This is a genomic window from Rhizobium sp. LjRoot258 (genome assembly GCF_964254185.1).
In the GTDB taxonomy this organism is placed as follows: domain Bacteria; phylum Pseudomonadota; class Alphaproteobacteria; order Rhizobiales; family Rhizobiaceae; genus Rhizobium.
In genome coordinates this window covers 1180645-1200484 of the sequence record NZ_CAXUST020000002.1, presented here as the reverse complement: position 1 = coordinate 1200484, position 19840 = coordinate 1180645, and the positions used below count along the sequence as shown (strand labels likewise).

General features: G+C 59.9%; 18 protein-coding genes. 13 read left to right on the top strand and 5 right to left on the bottom strand.

Annotated elements, in window-relative coordinates:
* Positions 1–15: 15 nt before the first annotated feature.
* From ACSQ9D_RS26430 to ACSQ9D_RS26420, 3 genes are all read right to left on the bottom strand, one after another.
* On the bottom strand, positions 16–1422 hold the full coding sequence (locus ACSQ9D_RS26430) for an aldehyde dehydrogenase family protein (protein WP_436284802.1): 1407 nt from the start codon (positions 1420–1422) through the stop codon (positions 16–18).
* 115 nt (positions 1423–1537) lie between these two features.
* On the bottom strand, positions 1538–2464 hold the full coding sequence (locus tag ACSQ9D_RS26425) for a helix-turn-helix domain-containing protein (protein WP_436284801.1): 927 nt from the start codon (positions 2462–2464) through the stop codon (positions 1538–1540).
* Between the two features lie 167 nt (positions 2465–2631).
* Positions 2632–2850, bottom strand: coding sequence for a DUF1127 domain-containing protein (locus ACSQ9D_RS26420; RefSeq protein ID WP_436284800.1), 219 nt, complete (start codon positions 2848–2850; stop codon positions 2632–2634).
* A 117-nt stretch (positions 2851–2967) separates the two neighbouring features.
* Between ACSQ9D_RS26420 and ACSQ9D_RS26415 the strand changes: the two genes are divergently transcribed.
* The 13 genes from ACSQ9D_RS26415 (at position 2968) to ACSQ9D_RS26355 (ending at position 18725) form a co-directional block, all read left to right on the top strand.
* Positions 2968–3867, top strand: a complete 900-nt coding sequence (locus ACSQ9D_RS26415; RefSeq protein WP_436284799.1) for a LysR family transcriptional regulator — start codon at positions 2968–2970, stop codon at positions 3865–3867.
* Positions 3868–4157: 290 nt separating this feature from the next.
* A complete protein-coding gene (locus ACSQ9D_RS26410; RefSeq protein ID WP_436284798.1) occupies positions 4158–5900 on the top strand; it encodes a putative bifunctional diguanylate cyclase/phosphodiesterase in 1743 nt (580 codons plus the stop codon).
* Positions 5901–5914: 14 nt separating this feature from the next.
* On the top strand, positions 5915–6412 hold the full coding sequence (locus ACSQ9D_RS26405; RefSeq protein ID WP_436284797.1) for a ubiquinone biosynthesis methyltransferase UbiE: 498 nt from the start codon (positions 5915–5917) through the stop codon (positions 6410–6412).
* Positions 6409–7587 carry a methyltransferase domain-containing protein gene (locus tag ACSQ9D_RS26400; protein WP_436284796.1) on the top strand — a complete coding sequence of 393 codons (1179 nt, stop codon included), beginning with the start codon at positions 6409–6411 and terminating at the stop codon, positions 7585–7587. Before ACSQ9D_RS26405 ends, ACSQ9D_RS26400 begins: the two co-directional genes overlap by 4 nt.
* The gene (locus tag ACSQ9D_RS26395; protein WP_436284795.1) at positions 7584–9941 is read left to right on the top strand and encodes a SpoIIE family protein phosphatase; all 2358 of its coding nucleotides are present in this window, start codon (positions 7584–7586) and stop codon (positions 9939–9941) included. The genes ACSQ9D_RS26400 and ACSQ9D_RS26395 overlap by 4 nt, the downstream gene beginning before the upstream one ends.
* A 4-nt stretch (positions 9942–9945) precedes the next feature.
* Complete coding sequence (locus ACSQ9D_RS26390; RefSeq protein ID WP_436284794.1) at positions 9946–10500, top strand: slr1658 superfamily regulator; 555 nt, start codon at positions 9946–9948, stop codon at positions 10498–10500.
* Positions 10501–10518: 18 nt separating this feature from the next.
* The gene (locus ACSQ9D_RS26385) at positions 10519–10857 is read left to right on the top strand and encodes a slr1659 superfamily regulator (protein WP_072375865.1); all 339 of its coding nucleotides are present in this window, start codon (positions 10519–10521) and stop codon (positions 10855–10857) included.
* A 46-nt stretch (positions 10858–10903) separates the two neighbouring features.
* Entirely contained in the window at positions 10904–12085 is a 1182-nt protein-coding gene (locus tag ACSQ9D_RS26380) for a helix-turn-helix domain-containing protein (RefSeq protein ID WP_436284793.1), read from the top strand.
* Positions 12086–12653: 568 nt separating this feature from the next.
* Positions 12654–14405 (top strand): adenylate/guanylate cyclase domain-containing protein, encoded by a 1752-nt coding sequence (locus tag ACSQ9D_RS26375; RefSeq protein WP_436284792.1) that lies wholly within the window; start codon positions 12654–12656, stop codon positions 14403–14405.
* Positions 14406–14872: 467 nt separating this feature from the next.
* Positions 14873–15094, top strand: a complete 222-nt coding sequence (locus ACSQ9D_RS26370; protein WP_024316773.1) for a hypothetical protein — start codon at positions 14873–14875, stop codon at positions 15092–15094.
* Between the two features lie 383 nt (positions 15095–15477).
* Entirely contained in the window at positions 15478–15855 is a 378-nt protein-coding gene (locus tag ACSQ9D_RS26365) for a VOC family protein (RefSeq protein WP_037119007.1), read from the top strand.
* Between the two features lie 50 nt (positions 15856–15905).
* Positions 15906–17450 carry a DHA2 family efflux MFS transporter permease subunit gene (locus tag ACSQ9D_RS26360; RefSeq protein ID WP_436284791.1) on the top strand — a complete coding sequence of 515 codons (1545 nt, stop codon included), beginning with the start codon at positions 15906–15908 and terminating at the stop codon, positions 17448–17450.
* Between the two features lie 252 nt (positions 17451–17702).
* Positions 17703–18725, top strand: a complete 1023-nt coding sequence (locus ACSQ9D_RS26355; protein WP_436284790.1) for an LLM class flavin-dependent oxidoreductase — start codon at positions 17703–17705, stop codon at positions 18723–18725.
* Between the two features lie 89 nt (positions 18726–18814).
* Here ACSQ9D_RS26355 and ACSQ9D_RS26350 read toward each other — a convergent pair whose 3' ends face one another.
* Together ACSQ9D_RS26350 and ACSQ9D_RS26345 are read right to left on the bottom strand one after the other, a co-directional pair.
* Positions 18815–19402, bottom strand: coding sequence for an IMPACT family protein (locus tag ACSQ9D_RS26350; RefSeq protein WP_436285180.1), 588 nt, complete (start codon positions 19400–19402; stop codon positions 18815–18817).
* Positions 19403–19517: 115 nt separating this feature from the next.
* Complete coding sequence (locus ACSQ9D_RS26345) at positions 19518–19835, bottom strand: cupredoxin domain-containing protein (protein ID WP_436284789.1); 318 nt, start codon at positions 19833–19835, stop codon at positions 19518–19520.
* Between the last annotated feature and the right edge of the window lie 5 nt (positions 19836–19840).

Here is a 19840-nt window from a genome sequence, read left to right as displayed (position 1 = left end):
GCATGCCTTCGACGATCAAGCAAATACCACCTGGATATCGGTGTATTCCTGCAGCCCTTCTTCGGCGAATTCGACGCCGAACCCCGACGCTTTCACGCCGCCGAACGGAGCGTTCGGCTGAATGGCACCATGCTTGTTGATCCAGACCGAACCGCATTGCATGCGGCTCGCGACCGCCTTCGCCACCGATATGTCGGCCGACCACACGGAGCCTCCAAGGCCATTGGCGCTGTCATTGGCAAGCGCAATCGCTTCATCGACGCTGCTGTATCTGATGATCGGAAGCGCGGGCCCGAACTGCTCCTCGTCGACGAGCGGATCGCCGTTCTTCAGGTCTGCGACGATGGTCGGCGGGAAGAAAAGCCCCTCGCCTTGCTCGCCGCCGAGCAGGACCTTCCCCCGCTCCTTGGCGTCGTTGACCAGGCGTGAGAGCTTTTCGAACTGCATGCGGTTCTGGACGGGACCGAGGACGCTGCTTTCCTGCATGCCGTCACCGACCGGAATAGTGCGCGCATAGGCGACGAGCGCATCGCAGACTGCATCGTGAATGGCTTCATGGACATAAAGGCGCTTCATCGCCGCGCAGGTCTGGCCGTTGTTGATGAAAGCGCCCCAGAACAAGCCTTCGGCAATCGCCTGCGGATCAGCGTCGGGCAACACGATGCCGGCGTCATTGCCGCCCAGTTCGAGGGTCAGGCGCTTCATCGTGTCGGCGGCGGAGCGCATGACCTTCTGGCCGGTTGCGCATGAACCGGTAAAGACGATCTTGCTGATATCTCGATGGGCAGACATTGCTGCACCGATATTGAACTCCCCGTCATCGCCAGTCACCACGTTCAGCACCCCGGGCGGCAGCACCTCGTTCATGATCTCGACCAGACGAAGTGTCGCAAGCGGTGTTAGTGGCGAGGGCTTGATGACGACGGTGTTACCGGTTCGCAGAGCCGGCATGATGTGCCAGATGGCGATCATGACCGGGAAGTTCCACGGGGTGATCGAGCCGACGACGCCGAGCGCCTTGCGATGAAGTTCGATACGCCCTTCGCTGTTGTCCTGCAGGACTTTCGGCGGCAGCGACAGCGCGGTCGTATAACCCGCCCAGGCAACAGTGCCACCCAGCTCCCAGCGCGAGCCGAGCCCGTTCAGCGGCTTGCCCTGCTCGAGTGTGATCAGCCGCGCGAGTTCCTCTGCGTGAGCCTTGATGCGGGCCGTGACGGCCGCACAGGCGGCCTGTAATTCCTGGTCGCTCTTGGCTGACCATGCGGGAAAAGCCGCCTTGGCTGCGGCAACTGCAGCGTTGAGCTCAGCCGCACCCATGTTGGGTGCACGGCCAACTTCTTCGCCATTGGCCGGATTGAGCACGCTGAAGCTTCGTTCGCCGGTCATCGGCTTTCCGTCGATCGTGGCGCTATGGATCGTCATTCTCACCTCCTCCGAATGAGGTCCCGGTCATGGACGGGACTGCCTGGCAGCGGAGACTAGGCGATAAGCGGCATCAGGACTTGGACTGGGCCGTCAGCATCTTTGGATAAATCCGTCAGTGGCGACGCGCGACAGCTCCCGGTGCGGAACCGTATTTCTTTCGGAACTCGCGATAGAAGTAGGACAGATCGTTGAAGCCGGCGTCATAGGCGATTGCGGCTATGCCTTCGGCGGGCCTGATGGTTTGCGGTTGCGTTAGCGCCGCATGCGCAAGTTCCAGGCGACGACTGAGCAGGCGATGGCTTGGCGTCTCGCCGAGCAGGCGGAAGTGACGCTGTAACATGCGCTCAGATACGTTGAGCCGCCTTGCCAGTTCCCCGGGCCCGAACGTCGGATCGGCACGGTGGCGGTCAATCATGGCAAGCGCCCTCGACAGCAGGGTTTCGCCAAACCTCAGGGGCTCGGCTGTCTTGATACCGTGAAGGTAGGCGCCCAGAAGCGACAGCATCGCCTCGCCGAGCTGCGCTGACGCGCCAGGTTCCGTGAGCATCTTGGTGATCACGGCCCGCATTGCCAACCAAAGGGGATCCTGCCGACTGATAGCGACGCCATCGGTGCAGGTCTTGCCGAAACGATGTAGCATCTCTGCGCGCGGCATATGCACTGATAACTGGCTGGAACGCTCGCCGTCATAGACGAACGATGACGGGCGGACGGAATCGACAAGGAACATATCGCCGGGGGCAAGCCTTGTTGAGCGCTCCCCTTGTTCCACGCGACAGTGCCCCTCGTCCTGGATCAGGAGGAACAGGTGCTCCCCAGGATCCTGCCGGATCGATTTCGCGCCCCGCTGCACATGGCGGGCGTCGAGCGCGACGATTGCAGTATCGAAAAGTCCCATGCGCCGCGTCGCAACATCGCCGGCCATCACATCGGTGTGGGCCATGGGCTCTACGTCGAACGCGCCGCAAACCTTGCGGATTTCCTCCTGCAGAAGCTCCACAGCCATCGGCTTGTGCACTGGCGCTACCAGCGACTGCATTCTCCCCTCCCCGGCTCCCGCAGACTTGACTAGGCGTCCCTGTCGTAACGCATCCTATTCCGAATTGATACAGGTCGTCCATCAGCACATTCTCACGTGCGTGTTGCAGGATCGTTGCGAGGCAAGCGCAGTTTGTCAGCAACGAACGTCGAGATGGGTTACCTGTTCTATCTGCTCCAGAACCACGACTTGCCCATCTCGGCAGAGGCCTCCTGCGGCGTAATCCCGATGTCCTTGAGTTGGTCCGCCGTCAGCTCCGCGAGAGCCTGACGGCCGCGCCGCTTCTGAAGGCGACAACCCAAAAACTCAACTGCGCGACGGATGAAACCGCGCGGCGAAGCGATATTGCTTTTCCAATCCAGTTCCTTTCCCAGGTCAGTCGACATTTCACACTCCGCATCATTCGCCGATCCGCCATGTCAGCGGGATAACCAACAGATAAGACTAGCGAACGCCCGGAAGGAAGATTATGATCCAAATACAAACCATAAGGATTTCTTATATTGCTCAATATCGACCAGCTCGCGGCCTTTGTCAGCGTCATCGATCTGGGAAGCTTCACTGCGGCGGCCGACAAGGTTGGCCTCACTCAGCCGGCCGTCAGCCTGCAGGTCAAGTTGCTCGAACAGCGGCTGGGGGTTCGGCTGATCGAGCGCGTCGGGCGACGCGCGCAACCATCGCCGGCCGGCGCGGATCTCCTCGTTCACGCAAGGCGCATCCTTGAAGACTGTGCGGCCGCAACTGATTCAATGACGCCATATCGGGAGGGCTCGGTCGGCCGGGTCCGGATCGGCAGCGGCGGAACGGCCTCGATCCACCTGCTTCCGCGCGCCATCGCGGCCGCCAAGAAGCAAATGCCGGGGCTTGAGATCACGGTCCGGATCGGCAACACCGATGAGGTTTTGCGCGACCTCGAAGCCAATGCGCTCGACCTCGCCGTCGTTACCCTCCCCGCCTCGGGCAGGTCGCTGGAAATCGAGCCTTTCTACGAGGACGAGTTGCTTGCAGTGGCCCCCAAGGGCAGTGAAATGCCGGAAGGCGGACCCGACGCCGACTTTCTCAAAGACAAGGTTCTCATGCTCTACGAGGGCGGCAACACACGCACCGTCACGGATGGCTGGTTCGCAAAGGCCGGCGTCCGGATACAACCCACCATGGAGTTCGGTAGTGTTGAAGCAATCAAGGAGCTGGTCGCCGCAGGATTGGGCTGGTCGCTGCTGCCAGCACTCGCGCTGAAGCAGGACCGCGCAGGGTTCCTCACGACCTCGCCTGTCAGGCCGCGCTTGGCCCGCCAGCTCGGCATCGTGTTGCGTCGGGACAAGCACCTCACCAAAGGACTGCGGGAGGTCATCAAGTGTCTGCGGGAATTTGGCGAACCGCCGCGGGCCTCTTTCCAGCGATAACCAAATCGCGGGTCTCTGATCAATTTCGCATTGCTTTTGGCAACGTGTATTAACGTGTCAACAGCAAGCGCGGATTGCGGTCCTTAGCCGTTCGGATGATCCGCGAGCGGGCCGTTTTGCATAGAGCGCACGTCCGCAGTCGCAGGAGTGTGTGTGCAATACTGCCCTATGGTAGCGTTTTTCATTGACTGCAACACTCCATGCGCTAGCTCTTATACAAACAGCTGATTCAATATTGGCAGGATACATCGAAGAACCTAGGCGCGGCGCGATGAGGAGATCCAACCCATATGCCGGAACGTCGTGCGAGTTGGCCCAAGCTGGTTCCACAGGGATCCGAATTCCTCCGCCGCGCCGACGCGGCTTTCTCGCTCTGGGATCTCGACCTCGTCCTTGTCGATTGGTCTGAGAAATTTAAGCGGCGCGAGGGTTTCAACGAGCAAGCGGCGACACGATTGTGGGACGTTTACCCTGCGCTGGCAAATCCTCCGTCCGCTGACATTGTCCGGCTCGTCGTTAACACGGGCACGCCGCAATCCATCCGGCTGGGCATATCGACCGGTGACCGCTACGATCTGCTGCTGCTGCCTGCCAGGGAGGGTCTGGCGGTCATCGAGATCAGCGGCGCCGATCTCAATGAAACCACACGTGCGCAGGAGCAGGAACGAGCCCTGCTTCTGCACCAAGCAACCCATGACGTGCTGACCGGACTGCCCAATCGCCGGCAGTTCAGCGGCGAATTGGGGCGGCTGCTTCCCACCGGCGGCAAGAGCGGTCTTGCCCTCATGCAGATCGATCTCGACGACTTCAAACCAGTGAACGACACGCTTGGGCACGGCGCTGGAGACATCGTTCTGAAGCTCGCCGCCAACCGGATTCGAAGCGTGCTTGGCACGGACGAGACAGCCTTTCGTCTGGCCGGTGACGAATTTGCTGTGATCCAGATTGCGCAAGAGCAGCCAGGCGAGGCTGAGCGACTGGCCGAGGCGCTGGTTGGCGAATTCAAGAAGCCATTTGTGGTGGATGGCATTACTGTCTTCGTGGGAGCCAGTGTCGGCATTGCGATTGCGCCACGCGACGGCGACGAGGGCGAGCAATTGATGAAAGCTGCCGATGTCGCCCTTTATGCGGCCAAAAAGGAAGGACGCCGCCGCGCACGGACCTTTGATCAAAGTATGTTGCTGGTGCTAGAGCAACGCGAATTGCTGCGGCGCAGCCTGAGGGTGGCGCTTCAGCATGGCGAATTTTTCCTCGAATACCAGCCGCTCGTTGACCACGCGCGCGCCGTCATTGGCTTTGAAGCCCTGTTGCGCTGGCGTCATCCGAGGCTCGGCGTGGTTCCGCCGATCGCCTTTATCCCGATGGCGGAAGCCGATGGTCTGATGAGCGAGATCGGCCAGTGGGTGCTTGAGGAAGCCTGTCGAGCAGCTTTGGACTGGCCGGCGCATTATACCGTCGCCGTCAATCTGTCCCCCGCAGAGTTCCTGACTGCAGGCTTCACGGACCGCGTTTCGCAAACGCTCGACCTGGTCGGCTTTCCCGCCGAGCGCTTGGAGCTTGAGATCACCGAAACCGTCCTTCTGGAGCGCACGATCAACAACCTCGATACGCTGAACACCCTCAGCGTACTCGGCATCCAGATCTCCCTTGATGATTTCGGAACCGATTATTCATCCTTGAGCTACCTGAAGAACTTTCCCTTCGACAACATCAAGATCGACAAATACTTCATCGACGACCTCCTCGACGACGAGAAGAGCCGGACGATCGTGCGCTCTGTCATTGCACTGTCGCACGGGCTCGGCATGCGCGTCACGGCGGAGGGCGTCGAGACGGCCGAACAAGCCGCGTGGCTGGAGGCTGAGGGATGCGATCGATTGCAAGGCCACTTCCTGAGCCCGCCCATGCATGTTGACCACATTGGTCAGTTCGTCGGCCACCGAAAAGGACGCCGGAGCAATGGCGCCGCGCCGGGCAACAAGGCCGGCCCTGAAGGCGTGCAAACGGCAGTTGGTCAGGGAGGTTCCGGTTGAAAAGGCAGGAAGCGATGACAAACACAGCTTTCGAGCAGCTGCTCAAACTGGAAATCGAAATGGCAACCTTCACGGCCGACTGGCTGCATTGCGACCAGTTGTCGAACTATATCGCCCGCATGGTCAGCCATGATCGCCGTGATCCGCTGCGCCACTCCAACCTGCTCTCTTCGGCTCTCAACGAACTGCTTGAGATGTCGTTTCGCTCCGACGCGCAAGAGGGCGAGCTGGTATGCGATCTCTATCGTCACGAGCAGACAGAGCGAATCGAGTTGAGCTTTCCCTGCCCGTCACAACAGCGACGCTTTTACTCTGAGCTCGTCCACGGTCTGAAAGACAGTGAAAAGCTGGCAAACTACGTAGAGGTCATCGCCGACGAAACTGCTCCCATCGAACAAGCGGTGCTGTTGGGATTGGCGGTCAACTATGACGCGGACATAGAACTACGCGCTTCGGCTGCCGACGCCCTCACCTTCGTTGTCGACCTCCCGCTCGAGAGGCTCCTCAATTGACCGCGAACAGTTCTTCACCCGTCTTCACGACGCAATTCGACGCCAGCAATCAGGAGTTTGTTGCCACTGGTGTTTTCCGACCGCGTTCGATCGCCGACATTGCCGATGAGCTCTTGCTGCTGCGAAACAAGATAGAAACGGTCCAAGGGGTTTTCTACGTCAACCTGAAACGCGTCACACACATGAACAGCACGGCGTTCCGTGCCCTGGCGCGCGTCCTCGTCGACGCCTCCCGCTCGAGGCCGGAGCTCAAGATCGTTGTTGTCGCATCGAGTGTTGTCACATGGGCGACGCAAATGTTTCGGCACCTGAGCGAACTCTCGCCCAATATCTCCATGGAGATCTACGATTCTGCCTTCTATCCAGGCCAGACATTTGTCGAGAACCAGAGCTTCATCCCTATCCTCCGGACGCAAACGAAAATGACCTGGCGTCACGAACGGGAAATCCTGCCGCGGCACGGACTTCGCAACGGCATGGCGATCGCCGACATTTGCTGCGGCATCGGTGATTTCGTGATGCTTGTCAGGAAGGAATTCAATCCAGCCAGAATCGTTGCCCTCGACCACTCCGCGGCAAGCCTCGACTATGCGCGCTCCGTTGCTGAGGAATTTTGTGTTCGGGATATCGAATACACGTATGGTGACGCATCCCAGACGCTGTTCGAAGGCGATCAGTTCGACTTCGTGACGTGCCGGCACTCCTTGCAGATCTTCGACCGGCCGGAACTTCTCCTCAGGGAACTCTACCGGATCTGCAAGCCGGGCGGCAGGGTCTACATCACCAACGAAAAGAACTCCCATTGCCTGGGCGAACCGCGCGCCGATAGCATCCAATGGACCTACAACGAGGTAGCCAAGCTCTTTCGTTATTTCGATATGGACGTCGAAATGGGACCAAAGGGTTCCCGCCTGCTGCTGGATACCGGCTTCGAGGATGTAAGGATCGAAAGTTTCATGGTCACCAACCTCGATGGCGATCCGCAGGAGTTCGCCGATGTCATTCAAGCATGGGAGGATGTCTACGCGGGGGAGATGTCCGTCAAACGAGGAGATTCTCCGGAGTTCATCGAACGGTTCAGGCAGGGGTTCAGGGATCATATCTTCGCTGCGCTTCATCCGCGAGGCTATGCCGGCTGGCCGATCTGGGCGGCGTCGGGGCAGAAACCGCTATGACCGTTTCTCCACCAAAGCCAAGCCTCGGATTGCGCTCGTTTCGGACGAAATTCATGATTGTCGTCGGCGGCGCCGTGCTTTTCGATCTTCTGGTCAGCGGCGGCCTCGCGCTTTGGAACGTGCAGCGGCTATCACGCGACGCAACCACGCAAGTTGGCCAAGGTCTTGAAAAGGCGAGCCAGGACTATATCCGCTCCTCCACCGATTCCACGGCCGCGCAGGTGGGCCTGCTTTTGGACCAGGTGCATTCCGACGTCAAAGCCTTAGCCGGCGTGCTCCAGGCCCAGATCGATCGACCAATCAGGAACGACGCGGTCGGCGCGGCCATGGCAAGGGCTGACCCCGGCGCAGTGACGGTGAGTTTCAACATGAGCGGCAATTGGGCGCAGAACCTTCCAGGTTCGCCGTCCGTCGTCAGCGTCTGGGGCTACCTGCTCGACAAGGATCATCATCCGCTGCCGCAAGTGCAGGCCGATATCGAAACCAGCGCCGTCCTTGATCTCGTTGCGCCGAACCTTCTGGGCACAGGCGCCTCCAAACTCCAGATGTACTACATCGGCCCGAAGGAGCGGCCGATCTTCAGAACAACCCCTTATACCGATCAGGCGCAGACATTCGACCGGCTCTATCCCGGCCATAATGACGCGAACTTCTGGGATTTCTTCTTTCCGGGCATTTATGAGTCATGGCAGCAATGGGCGCAAGATCCCGCTTCACGCCCCGTTCCCGAAAACATCACGCAGACCGCTCCTTATACCGACGCCATTACGGGAAAGCTGATCGTCAGCTTCTTCCACCCTCTTTGGACGGCCGATCGACGCGGCGTGGCGGGAATCGCCGGCACCGATATTACCCTTGATCAGCTTGCTGAAATTGTCGAACACGTGAAAGTCGCAGAAAGCGGTTTCGGCTTTCTGGCGATGTCGAACGGCAATGTCGTTGCGATCAACGCGGCCGGAGAGAAGGTCATCGGCCTGCGCGCGGCGAGCGATGCAACCAGCAAGGGGGTAACGGGACTTGATCGCTCGCTGCGCAACAGCGCGCAGAACGCCGTTGCATCCCTTCCGCTCGATACGGACGGCGTCGTCCAGCACATCGCGCTCAGCGAGAATGGCGAGGACGTGCCCTATCTGGTCGTCACCAAACAGCTCCGCCCTTCCAATCTGTGGGTCAACGGTCCGGTTCAGCGCGAAGTCATGTCGCTCGGCATTGTCGTCCCCGAGCGAGAGATTTACGCCTCTCTGATCGCTGCCAGGCAGCAGATAGCGCAGGCGACCAACCGTATCCTCATCTATCAGATTCTCGCGGTGCTCGTTTCGCTGCTCATCGTCACGGCCGCGGTATTTGCGGCGTCGAAACGCATTACCAGCGGGATCAGAGCTCTGGCAGGAGCGGCCAAGCGCATCGAGGCGAAGGACTATTCCGTTCGGGTCGACATCCGCAGCAAGGACGAAGTCGCGCAGGCCGGACTCGCCTTCAATCGCATGGCCGAGCAGATCAGCTTCCACACCGAAAACCTTGAAAAACTGGTCGCGGAGCGGACGGAGGAGATCGAGGAGGCGAAGGAAGAAATCTCGGCCTTGAACACGCAGCTGAAGAGCGAGAATCTGCGTCTTGGCGCCGAACTCGATGTGGCCCGACACATCCAGATGATGGTGTTGCCACGCGCAACCGAGCTCCGCGCGGTCGAGCATCTGGAGATTGCCGCCTATATGCGTCCCGCCGACGAGGTTGGCGGCGACTACTATGACGTCCTGCAAAATGGTAGAAGCCTGAAGATTGGCATCGGTGATGTTACCGGCCATGGCCTGGAGAGCGGCGTGCTGATGCTGATGGTGCAATCGGTCGCCCGCGCCCTGCTGGAGGCGGGAGAGACGGACCCGTCGAAGTTCCTAGCGCACCTGAACCGGGCGATCTTCAAGAACATCGAGCGCACGAGGACCGACAAGCATCTTACCTTGTCTTTTCTTGACTACGACGGGGAACGCCTCACCATTTCAGGGCAGCATGAAGACCTCATCGTCATTCGCCAGACAGGGGAGGTCGAGCGGATCGATACCGGTGACCTTGGACTGCCGGTCGGGCTTGAATCCGACATTTCGCGCTTTGTTGATACTCGCGAAATATCATTCCAGAAGGGCGACCTGATCGTGCTCCATACGGACGGCGTCACGGAAGCAGAAAACCCGCGCGGCGAACTGTTCGGTATCGATCGGCTTTGCCAGAGCGCACGGCGCCTGCACGGCCAAACGGCCGAAGCGGTAAAGGACGGCATTATCGAGGGCCTGATGGCCTATATCGGAACGCAGAAAATACATGATGACATCACATTAGTTGTGATGCGGCATAGGTGATGACATGACGGTCGTGCTCTTTGGGCAAGAACACCTCGCCTTCTCTGACACCGCTCACGCAGTCCGACTTCTATTGCTTGATGGTCCGCTTGATCTTGCCTGGAAGCACTCCGGAATGACGTCTGATTTCATCGCCGAGATGATGGCGCCGAGATTTCGTCCATCGAGGCGGCTCTATAATCAACTCAAGCAGGATATCGGCTATCTCGCAAACGAACTGATCGAGAACGCCATAAAGTTTCGTGCGCGTGGAGAAGTCGTGGTGGAGGCGCTCGCGCAGACGGATTGTATTCGGCTCCGGGTTTCCAATTTTATTGACAGCGAAACGGCTGCCAGATTCCAGCGGCTGCTGGTGAATGTGACGAGCGGCGATCCCGGCGACCTGCTTATCCGACAGATCGAGGCAAGTGCCACGGCCACGACCGGCGGCACTTCCGGACTGGGTTTGTTGACTCTGATGAGCGACTACGAGGTGCAGTTTGCCTGGCTCTTCGAGGAGGACGGCGTTCACGAACGAACAAGACTTGAAACCTATGCCGCGATGGCAATTCCGGCATAAAACGGCAAGAGGTGCGCCATGGAAATTAGAGAAGAAGCCTACCGCGTCTGGTCCGAAGGCAGCACCGTCTATTTCGATGGGACAATGCGGCTGGCAGGACCCGATGCCTACGCGCCTATCCATGCACTCGCCATGAAGGCGCTCGAAGGTGGGGGCGGCAAGACCACGTTGGACTTGACAGGCCTGGAGTTTCTCAACTCCTCCGGCATAAACCTGCTCGCCAAGCTGACGATCGAGGCGCGCAAGCGCCCGGACATTCATTTGACTGTGCTGGGGTCATCACAGATTTCCTGGCAGATGAAGTCGCTGCCCAACCTGAAAAAGCTGCACCCGGGCGTGGATCTAAGAATGACCTGACGGCGTAGGAACTGATGTGGAACGAAGCACGCTTGCCTGATGGATGATGGAGACCCAATTGCAAGACGACGAACGATCTCGCCCCTCCCCAGCCCAACCCGATGACGGCGCACGCGACGATGGCAAAGCTGCGCAGACCGAACGCCGCCGCTTTCCTCGCGAGATGAAACCGACGGACGAGCAACCGGCACCTCCGCCAGCATTGCAGCCGTTGCGGTTTTCCACGCGCGACCTCGATCCGACACAGCAATTTGCCGCCTGGCAGTCTTACGTCGCGCCGCTTGTCGACGTCCGGCGCCCGGATAATTCTCCCCTAGATGCGGGTTTTGGAGCCGATCACGCAGCCTGGAATCTCGGCGGCATGCTCATTATTCAACAAAGCACCCCCGCCCATAGCTATATGCGTTCGGAAGCGAAGGTCAGATCAAGCCCCATCGATCACTGGCATATCTCGGTCCTGCGCAACGGTCGAACATGGACGGAAGTCGGCGGGCACGTCTCCGAAGGCGAGCCTGGGAAGGTCGAATTGCGCACTTTGGGACATCCCTTTCGCGGTCGATCGACGGACGCCCAGACGCTATCCCTTTATCTTCCCCGCGAACTGCTTCATCCCGCCTCAACCGAGATCAGAAACAACATCGCCCTTTCCGGAACGCGTGCCAAACTGCTGATCGACTATCTGGACGGCGTAGAGGCAAAACTGGCGCAGCTGGCGGAGGCGGATCTTCCGCATGTGGTCCAGACCATCCGCGACATGATCCTGACCAGTGTTTCATCATCGCCAGCGTCCGCCGAGCCACACAACAGCTTGGCCCTTAAGGAACGCGTCTACCGCTTCGTCCAGCACAATTTGATGTCGCCCGACCTGACAACCGACCGTTTGTGCCGGGAATTGGGCGTCTCCCGCACGCGGCTCTATCAGGCTTTCGAGCCGGACGGCGGCGTGCATCACTACATTCAGCGCCGCCGGCTTCTGGCTGCACACGCCGCGTTGAGTGATACGGCCAACCGGCAACAAATCGTTGATATCGCCTTTGCAGCCGGCTTTTCCTCTGCCGCACATTTCAGCCGCGCCTTCAGCAAGGAATTCGGCTACAGCCCACGCGAGGCGAGGAACGTGGCCATGCCGTCTTATCTCGGGCACCCGGTCGAGCCGGCATCCGAGGCCGAGAGCGCTCAATCCTTCGACAAATGGCTAAGAACGCTCGGGCACACCCGCCGCGCCTGAGCGCTGCCAATCCCGTCGCGTCAAGGCGTTCCTCGGCGGGACGCCGAAGGGCGATCATCCCATCCCCGTCGGACACTCTGATCGCTTGCGTCACTCCCAGGACCCGTGTGCCAAGATCAATCACCCGCGCTGCGGTATCGCCGCTGATCTGTGATCGGCTATCCATGGATGAACGAAAGGAGTTTCTCCATGGAGGCTACTTTGGAGGTTCTCACGAACAACAGGGGCGCGGATTGTGTCGGAGAGTTTGCCGCCGAGCGTGACGGTGAACGAGGTGCGGAGCGTTATGGACTGAAGCCGAACCACCTGTCTTCGTGGCGAACGATGGCGCGGTGCGGCAAGTTGGTTCTTCCTGCGCCTGAGGATGCTGTGGAGTTCGCGGGGATGCATATCGCTTATCCAGAGAATGCGGCTTGCTCATGAGACACCTCCCGATGGAAGGGAATCACGAGACCGCGCAAAAACGATCCTTCAACGATTCACGTTTTCAGAGCGGCGCTTTCATGGACTTCTCGGGGTGGCAAGAATACCATTGGGGGAAACCATTATCGAAGCGATGTAACCGTAGATGGCTGAATTGCCCGTCCAACGCCGACTTGCCGCCATCGCTGTCGCCGATGTGGTCGGTTACTCGCGGCTGATGGGTGCCGACGAGTTTGGAACGCTGGCGGCGCTGAAGCAGCGGCGGACGGAGATTCTCAACCCCACGGTGCGCGATCATGGTGGGCGCATCGTCAAGGTGATGGGCGACGGGGTGCTCGTGGAGTTCGCCAGTGCGGTGAACGCCGTCACCGCGGCGATCGAACTGCAGAACAAGATGGCGGAGGCCAACGAGCCGCTGCCCGAGAACCGCCGCATCGTGCTGCGTATCGGCATCAATCTGGGCGACGTCATCGGTGAAGGCAGCGACATCTATGGCGACGGCGTCAACATCGCCGCGCGGCTGGAAGCACTGGCCGAGCCAGGCGGCGTTTGCATTTCAGGCAAGGTGTTCGACGACGTGCGGGACCGGGTGACCGAGCGGTTTCGCGACTTGGGTGAGAAGACGCTCAAGAACATCGCCCGGCCGGTGCGCGCCTATGCTCTGAACGCGGCGCCCGCGCCAGCCATCCCGCCCGTCGCGCATGCAATGTTTCCGTCACTCGCCGTCCTGCCGTTCGAAAACATGAGCGGTGAGCCCGAACAGGAATACTTCGTCGACGGCATCGTCGAGGACATCATCACGGCACTCAGCCGTTTCAAGTCGTTCGCGGTGATCGCCCGCAATTCGAGCTTCGTGTACAAGGGCCATGCCGTCGACGTGCGGCAGATCGCCAAGGAGCTGGGCGTGCGCTACGTGCTCGAAGGAAGCGGCCGGCGGGCCGGCAACCGGCTGCGCATCACCGCACAATTGGTTGACGCGCTTTCGGGGGCGCACATCTGGGCCGACAAGTTCGACGGCGCCTTCGAGGACGTGTTCGACGTACAGGACCGGATCACGGAAAGCGTGGTCGCCGTGGTCGAGCCGAAAATCCAGCGGGCCGAAATAGATCGCTCGCGCCGTGAGCGGCCCGAGAGCCTAGATGCATACGATCTCTATCTACAGGCCCTACCGGATGTGTTTGCCTCGCGGCCCGAGGCCAATGCGCGTGCGATCGCGCTGCTGGAACGCTCGGTTGCCCTTGATCCTGGATTCGCACCCGCCTTGGCCATGACCGGTCACGCCTATCTGCTGCGGGTGGCCATGCAGTTCCCCGGAGCGTCGAGCGCCGATGCGGAGCGAGCACTGGCGGCGGCGCGGGCGGCACTGGCGATTGCCGGCGACGACGCAATGGTGCTGAGCTACTGCGCCTTCGCGCTGATCCACATGGGCGCGGACTATCAAACCGGCATTGCCTTGCTGCGGCGGGCGATCGCCGAGAATCCCAACAACGCGACGGTCCTGCAACATGCGGGCATCGGAGAGCTGTTGGGCGGGGATCTCGGCCAGGCCGCCGACTATCTGCAACGGGCGCTGCGGGTCAATCCCAATGAACTCGGGACGCATTGGCAGTTGACCGGCATGGCGCATATCTGCATGGCCGAGGGGCGCTACGAGGAGGCGCTGGACTGGGCGATGCGCTCGCAAGCGGTCAATTCAGGGTACGACGCCAACCATTGGATGGTAATCGCCGCCAACGCTTACCTCGGACGCATGGATGAAGCGCGCAAGTACCTTGCCGCGCTCGAGACCATATCGCCTGGCGTCAACCTTGCACGCATCCGTCGCGGCCAGCACTCCATCGACCCGCACAGAATCGAGGTGCTGATCGAGGGCATGCGCATGGCCGGGATGCGCTAGCGCTAAGTTGAGTTCACCTCGACCGGGCGACAGGCGATGCCGCCGCGCAACCGCGCAGACCGACATCTCGCCACTATAACGTTCCGCAACAATCCGAGCCTTCTCCTCGTCGCTCCAATCGCGTCTATGCCCGAGCCTGTGAAGATCTCAAACCGCTGAACGGCTTCTTCAGCCTTGGCATTGTGGGTAGATCCTGTGATCGGCATATGTCGAAGCCCCTCCTTTGGGCGAACATCAACGATCGGATCGTTAACCCTTGATCTGGAAGGTGGGTCGAAACACCGCCGACGCTGGGGCACTACCAAAAGCCGCAGAAATGGACGCTGCTGCAAGTTTCTGGATGCGTAGCTAACGACAGGCGCCCCGTAAGCCCTTAATAAAGAAGCATAATCGCAGCGCAGTCAGCAAGACGGAACGCATCGTGAATGCGCTCCCTTTATAAATGAAGCAACTTTCAGGGGCATATCATGGAACCGACCAATCCTACGATCCAGATCAGCAATCCTCGATATCCTGCGAATGATCCATACCGCGTTGTCGAGCGCGAAGAAGTCCTTGCACAGGCCTTCAGAGCTTTCGTCCAGCGAGCCGTTGCTGCGGGTTGGAAGGAATCGGAGGTCGCTCTGACTTTGGCCGACATCGCCGACGACTATGTAATGGCTCTCGCTCGAAGGGTTAAGGCAAACTAGTACCGAGTACCGTCCGCGCGTCGCAGCTGGGGGCGAACGCGGAATTGCCAGCATCCCTTCAACCGGCCCGGGGCCCACCGCTTCGCAGATGACGCGAAGCGGTGGGCCTCGGTCGTTGAGCCGCGCAAAACCGACGGCCTGCTGAACTCGTCGGATGCCAGTCAAGGCGACGGCGACAAGAACTGGATATAGTCGTAAGCGATCGTGGTCTCTTCGTTCGTCCCCTCATCGTAGACTTTGGCTAGCGTCGCACGCAGATGAGGGAAAGTCGGTGCCAAGATCGACAATCGAGACGTGTCATTTGCTTTACGGATACGACGCTGTACAGTCCCGAGCAGCCCATTGGCCGCGGCTCCCAGCTACCGCCTTTAGAAGGAGGAACGATGTTTCATCATGTTTCTATCGGCGTGTCCGATCTTAAGCGTGCGCGCAAGTTCTACGACGCAGCACTTGAGCCCCTGGGCTATACGAGACTTTCCACGAGTGACAAGTGGCTGGGCTATGGCGCGGAACAACCACAGCTTTGGGTAAAGCTTGCCGAGCGTCCTGTCGTTCCCGACATGGAGTCGGGACTGCACTTCTGTTTTGTTGCCGGCAGCGAGGAGGGCGTCAGGGCCTTTCACGCAAACGCTACGACCAATGGCGGGACGGATAATGGCGAACCGGGAATACGTCCCGAGTACGGATCCTTCTATTACGCAGCTTTCGTCATCGATCCGGATGGCTACCGTCTGGAAGCCTTTTTCCATCGCCCTGAATGAAGGCCTGTGGCGCGGGCCGCCTTGAATTACACTGATCGCAAGGTAACCGCATGTCGCAACACCTTGAGCCCCCCTCCTCTCATGTCCGCTCGGCGGTGATTTGGGTGGGCTTCATTGCGATGTGCGTCGGCATGTTCATGGCAATCCTGGACGTGCAGGTCGTCGCGACATCTCTTCCGACCATCCAGCAAGCGATCAACATCGACCCCGACCAGATGAGCTGGATCCAGACCGTCTACCTCATCGCGGAGGTGGTCGCCATACCATTGACCGGCTTGCTGACCCGCGTCTTGACGATGCGGTGGCTCTTCGTCGCTTCAATAGGCTTGTTTGTCGTTGCTTCGGCTGGTTGTGCGGCGAGCAGTGACTTCAGCGAACTGATTGCTTGGCGCGTCGTCCAGGGCTTCTCCGGCGGAACGCTGATCCCCGCAGTGTTTTCAGCAGTCTTCATCCTCTTTCCAAATGAGCGGCAGGCGATCGCAACGACAATTGCGGGCGTGCTGGCTGTCTTGGCACCGACGGTTGGGCCGATCATCGGCGGCTGGTTGACGGCGACCTATTCCTGGCACTGGCTGTTCCTCATCAATATTGCTCCTGGCATCGTCTCGGCGCTCGTGGCATGGCGGTTTCTGCCGCGGCAGAAAGGCGATACTTCCGAACTCCGGCATCTCGATGGTGTTTCGCTCGTCATGATGGCGCTGGCGCTGACGTGCCTCGAGTTGGGACTGAAGGAGGCGCCCACGAGCGGCTGGATCTCGCCATATGTTCTCAGCCTGCTGGCAGTCAGCCTCGTATCGGGAGCCGCATTCGCATCCCGGTCGCTGCGCAGAATGCGCCCGATTGTCGAACTGCGTCATTTCCGCGATCGAAATTTCTTCGTCGGTTCAGGCCTCAGTTTCGTGCTCGGGATCGGCCTCTTCGGCTCCGTCTATCTCATGCCGGTTTTCCTTGCCTTCATCAGAGGACACAATGCGCTGGAAATCGGGACCACAATGCTGGTCACAGGTCTCACGCAGTTGATCACTGCACCGATCGCGGTTGCGCTGGAGAAGCGAACGGATCCGCGCCTGCTCTCGGCATTGGGATTTGCCCTGTTTGCGATCGGCCTGGCGATGAGCGCATTCCAGGATCCCCGATCTGACTTCGACGCCATGTTCTGGCCCCAGGTCGTGCGCGGTGCAGCGATCATGTTTTGCCTTCTCCCGCCCACGCGCTTGGCGCTCGGAACCCTGGCAGCGGCGCAGGTCCCTGATGCAAGCGGGCTCTTCAACCTGATGCGCAACCTTGGCGGAGCAATCGGTATCGCATTGATCGATACGATCATCTATACGAGGTCGGAGCCCCTCGCGCAGACACTGTGGGATCGGTTGCGTGCCGGCGACACAGCTGCCGCTGCGTTTGTGGGGGCTCCAGCCGGCACGATGACGGGCAATGCAGGTAGCTTCAGCCCCGACACAATTGCAGCGCTGGACCCGCTGGTACAAACGGCGGCAAGCGTCCAAGCGATCAACGAGGCGTGGCTCATCGTCGCCATACTGACAGGCTGCGCACTGCTCTTTCTGCCATTCGCAAGACCGGTCGCTCCACCGCAATAAGAGCGCAGAAGGCTTTTCCGGCCGCGTTCCTCACCGTTTGGGCGGTTCTCGACCATAGGACGACGTCGTCGGCCTTCTGCCGCCTGACGTCTCGATTTCCTGCGACCCCGATGATTGGCAGGTGTTCATCCGATATGCCGGCAGCAAAGTGTGAACAGAGCGTTCAATCGTCTTTTCATCGCAGATGCCGCTTCCCATGTTATGCCCATCACAATCCCACGGCAGATCCTTGATATCCAACGGGCAAAAATCATGAAAAAAATCGGCTTTCTCTCCTTCGGCCACTGGACGCCCTCTCCCCAATCGCAGACCCGCTCGGCGGGCGACGCGCTCATGCAATCCATCGACCTTGCCGTTGCGGCGGAAGAGCTCGGTGCGGACGGCGCTTATTTCCGCGTCCACCATTTTGCTCGCCAGCTTGCCTCCCCCTTTCCACTGCTGGCGGCAGTCGGCGCCAAGACGAAGACCATGGAAATCGGCACCGCGGTCATCGACATGCGCTATGAGAACCCTCTCTATATGGCTGAAGACGCTGGCGCCGCCGATCTCATCGCGGGTGGCCGCCTGCAGCTCGGCATCAGCCGCGGCTCCCCGGAGCAGGTCATCGATGGCTGGCGTTATTTCGGCTACCAGCCACAGGATGGCCTAAGCGATGCCGATATGGGCCGTGGCCATGCCGAAGTGTTCCTGGAAGCACTGAAAGGCGAAGGCTTTGCCCAACCCAACCCGCGTCCGATGTTTCCGAACCCGCCCGGCCTGCTGCGCCTTGAACCTTATTCGGAAGGATTGCGCGAGCGCATCTGGTGGGGTGCCGGATCCAACGCAACCGCCATCTGGGCAGCCAAGCTCGGCATGAACCTGCAGAGTTCGACGTTGAAGGATGACGAAACGGGCGAACCCTTCCACGTCCAGCAAGCCGCACAAATCCGCGCTTACCGAGATGCCTGGAGGCAAGCCGGTCATAGCCGCACGCCGCGCGTGTCGGTCAGCCGCAGCATTTTCGCGCTCGTCGACGATCGCGATCGCACCTATTTCGGTCAGGGCGGCAAGGAGCAGGATTCAATCGGCTATATCGATGAGAACACAAAGGCCATCTTTGGTCGGTCCTACGCGGCCGAACCGGACGTGCTGGTCAAACAGCTCGCCGAAGACGAAGCCATCGCCGAAGCCGATACCCTGCTGCTCACCGTCCCCAATCAGCTTGGCGTCGAATACAACGCCCATGTGATCGAGGCGATCCTGAAGCATGTGGCGCCGCCCCTTGGGTGGCGTTAACTGAGGAGTTAAACCATTACATCAACATCGCATCGCAAATTGGCCTGCCACTGGCACAAATTTCTCAAAGGCGGACGATCACGCGAGCGCTATCGCTTCAGTTCCAGCGCGCTTCGTCCGCTTGTGGTGTCGGCAATCAGCCGGGAAATCTCCTCAGATTTTGCTTGCGGAAAGCTCGCAGTGATTTCGGCACCGGCACCAGAGAATGTCTCGCTCAGGACGTGCACCCCCTCGAAGGCGGCCAGCCTTGCCTTGAGGATCGCAAGGTCGGAAAAGGCGGCGCGGATCGTTCCTTCCAAAGTTGGAACAAGCTCGATGAGCTCGCCAGCCCGCAGGCAGGCGGCGGCCGTTCCACCATAGGCGCGGATCAAACCGCCGGTGCCGAGAAGAACGCCACCAAACCAGCGTGTGACGATAACGATGACCTTATCGAGCGACTGACCGTCAATCGCCTGCAATATCGGTTTTCCTGCGGTTCCGCCGGGCTCGCCGTCATCGCTGAACCGGTAGGTCTGACCGATACGCCAGGCCCAACAATTATGGTTGGCGTCGCCATGGCAGTGCGCGGCAAGCGCCTCCTTGGCTTCGAGCTCACTGGCGACAGGTGCGGCGATCGCCAGAAACCGGCTTCTTTTCACGACTTGCTCGAGGGATATCGGACGTTCCAGCGAATACATGGCAGCGGTATAGGCCAGCGCGGCCGCCGAGCGAAGATGTCTGACAAAGATTTCATCCGGCAACGGACGGAATGAGGGTGGAAAGGCCTGCCAAGCGCGGCGATGCCGATCCGCACTATTGGGCTGGTATCGAAATCCGACCTCTCATGTTCGGATGGAACCGACAATAATAGTCGACGGGCGTGGTTGCCTTCAGCACCAGATGTCCCGATTTCCCTGGAGGAATGACCACCTCCCAGTCCCCCTTCACGGACGCCGTATGGGCAAGGATGTCCTTGTTGATCCATTCGATCGTATCGCCCGGCCTTGCGCTGATCTCGGCGGGCGAAAACGTCATCTTTTCGATTGTTACCGTGACTGTTTCCGCCCGCACCGGAACGACACCAATGGTCAACGCAGGTACCGCAACGATCCACAGATGCCGTCTCAGCATGTCGA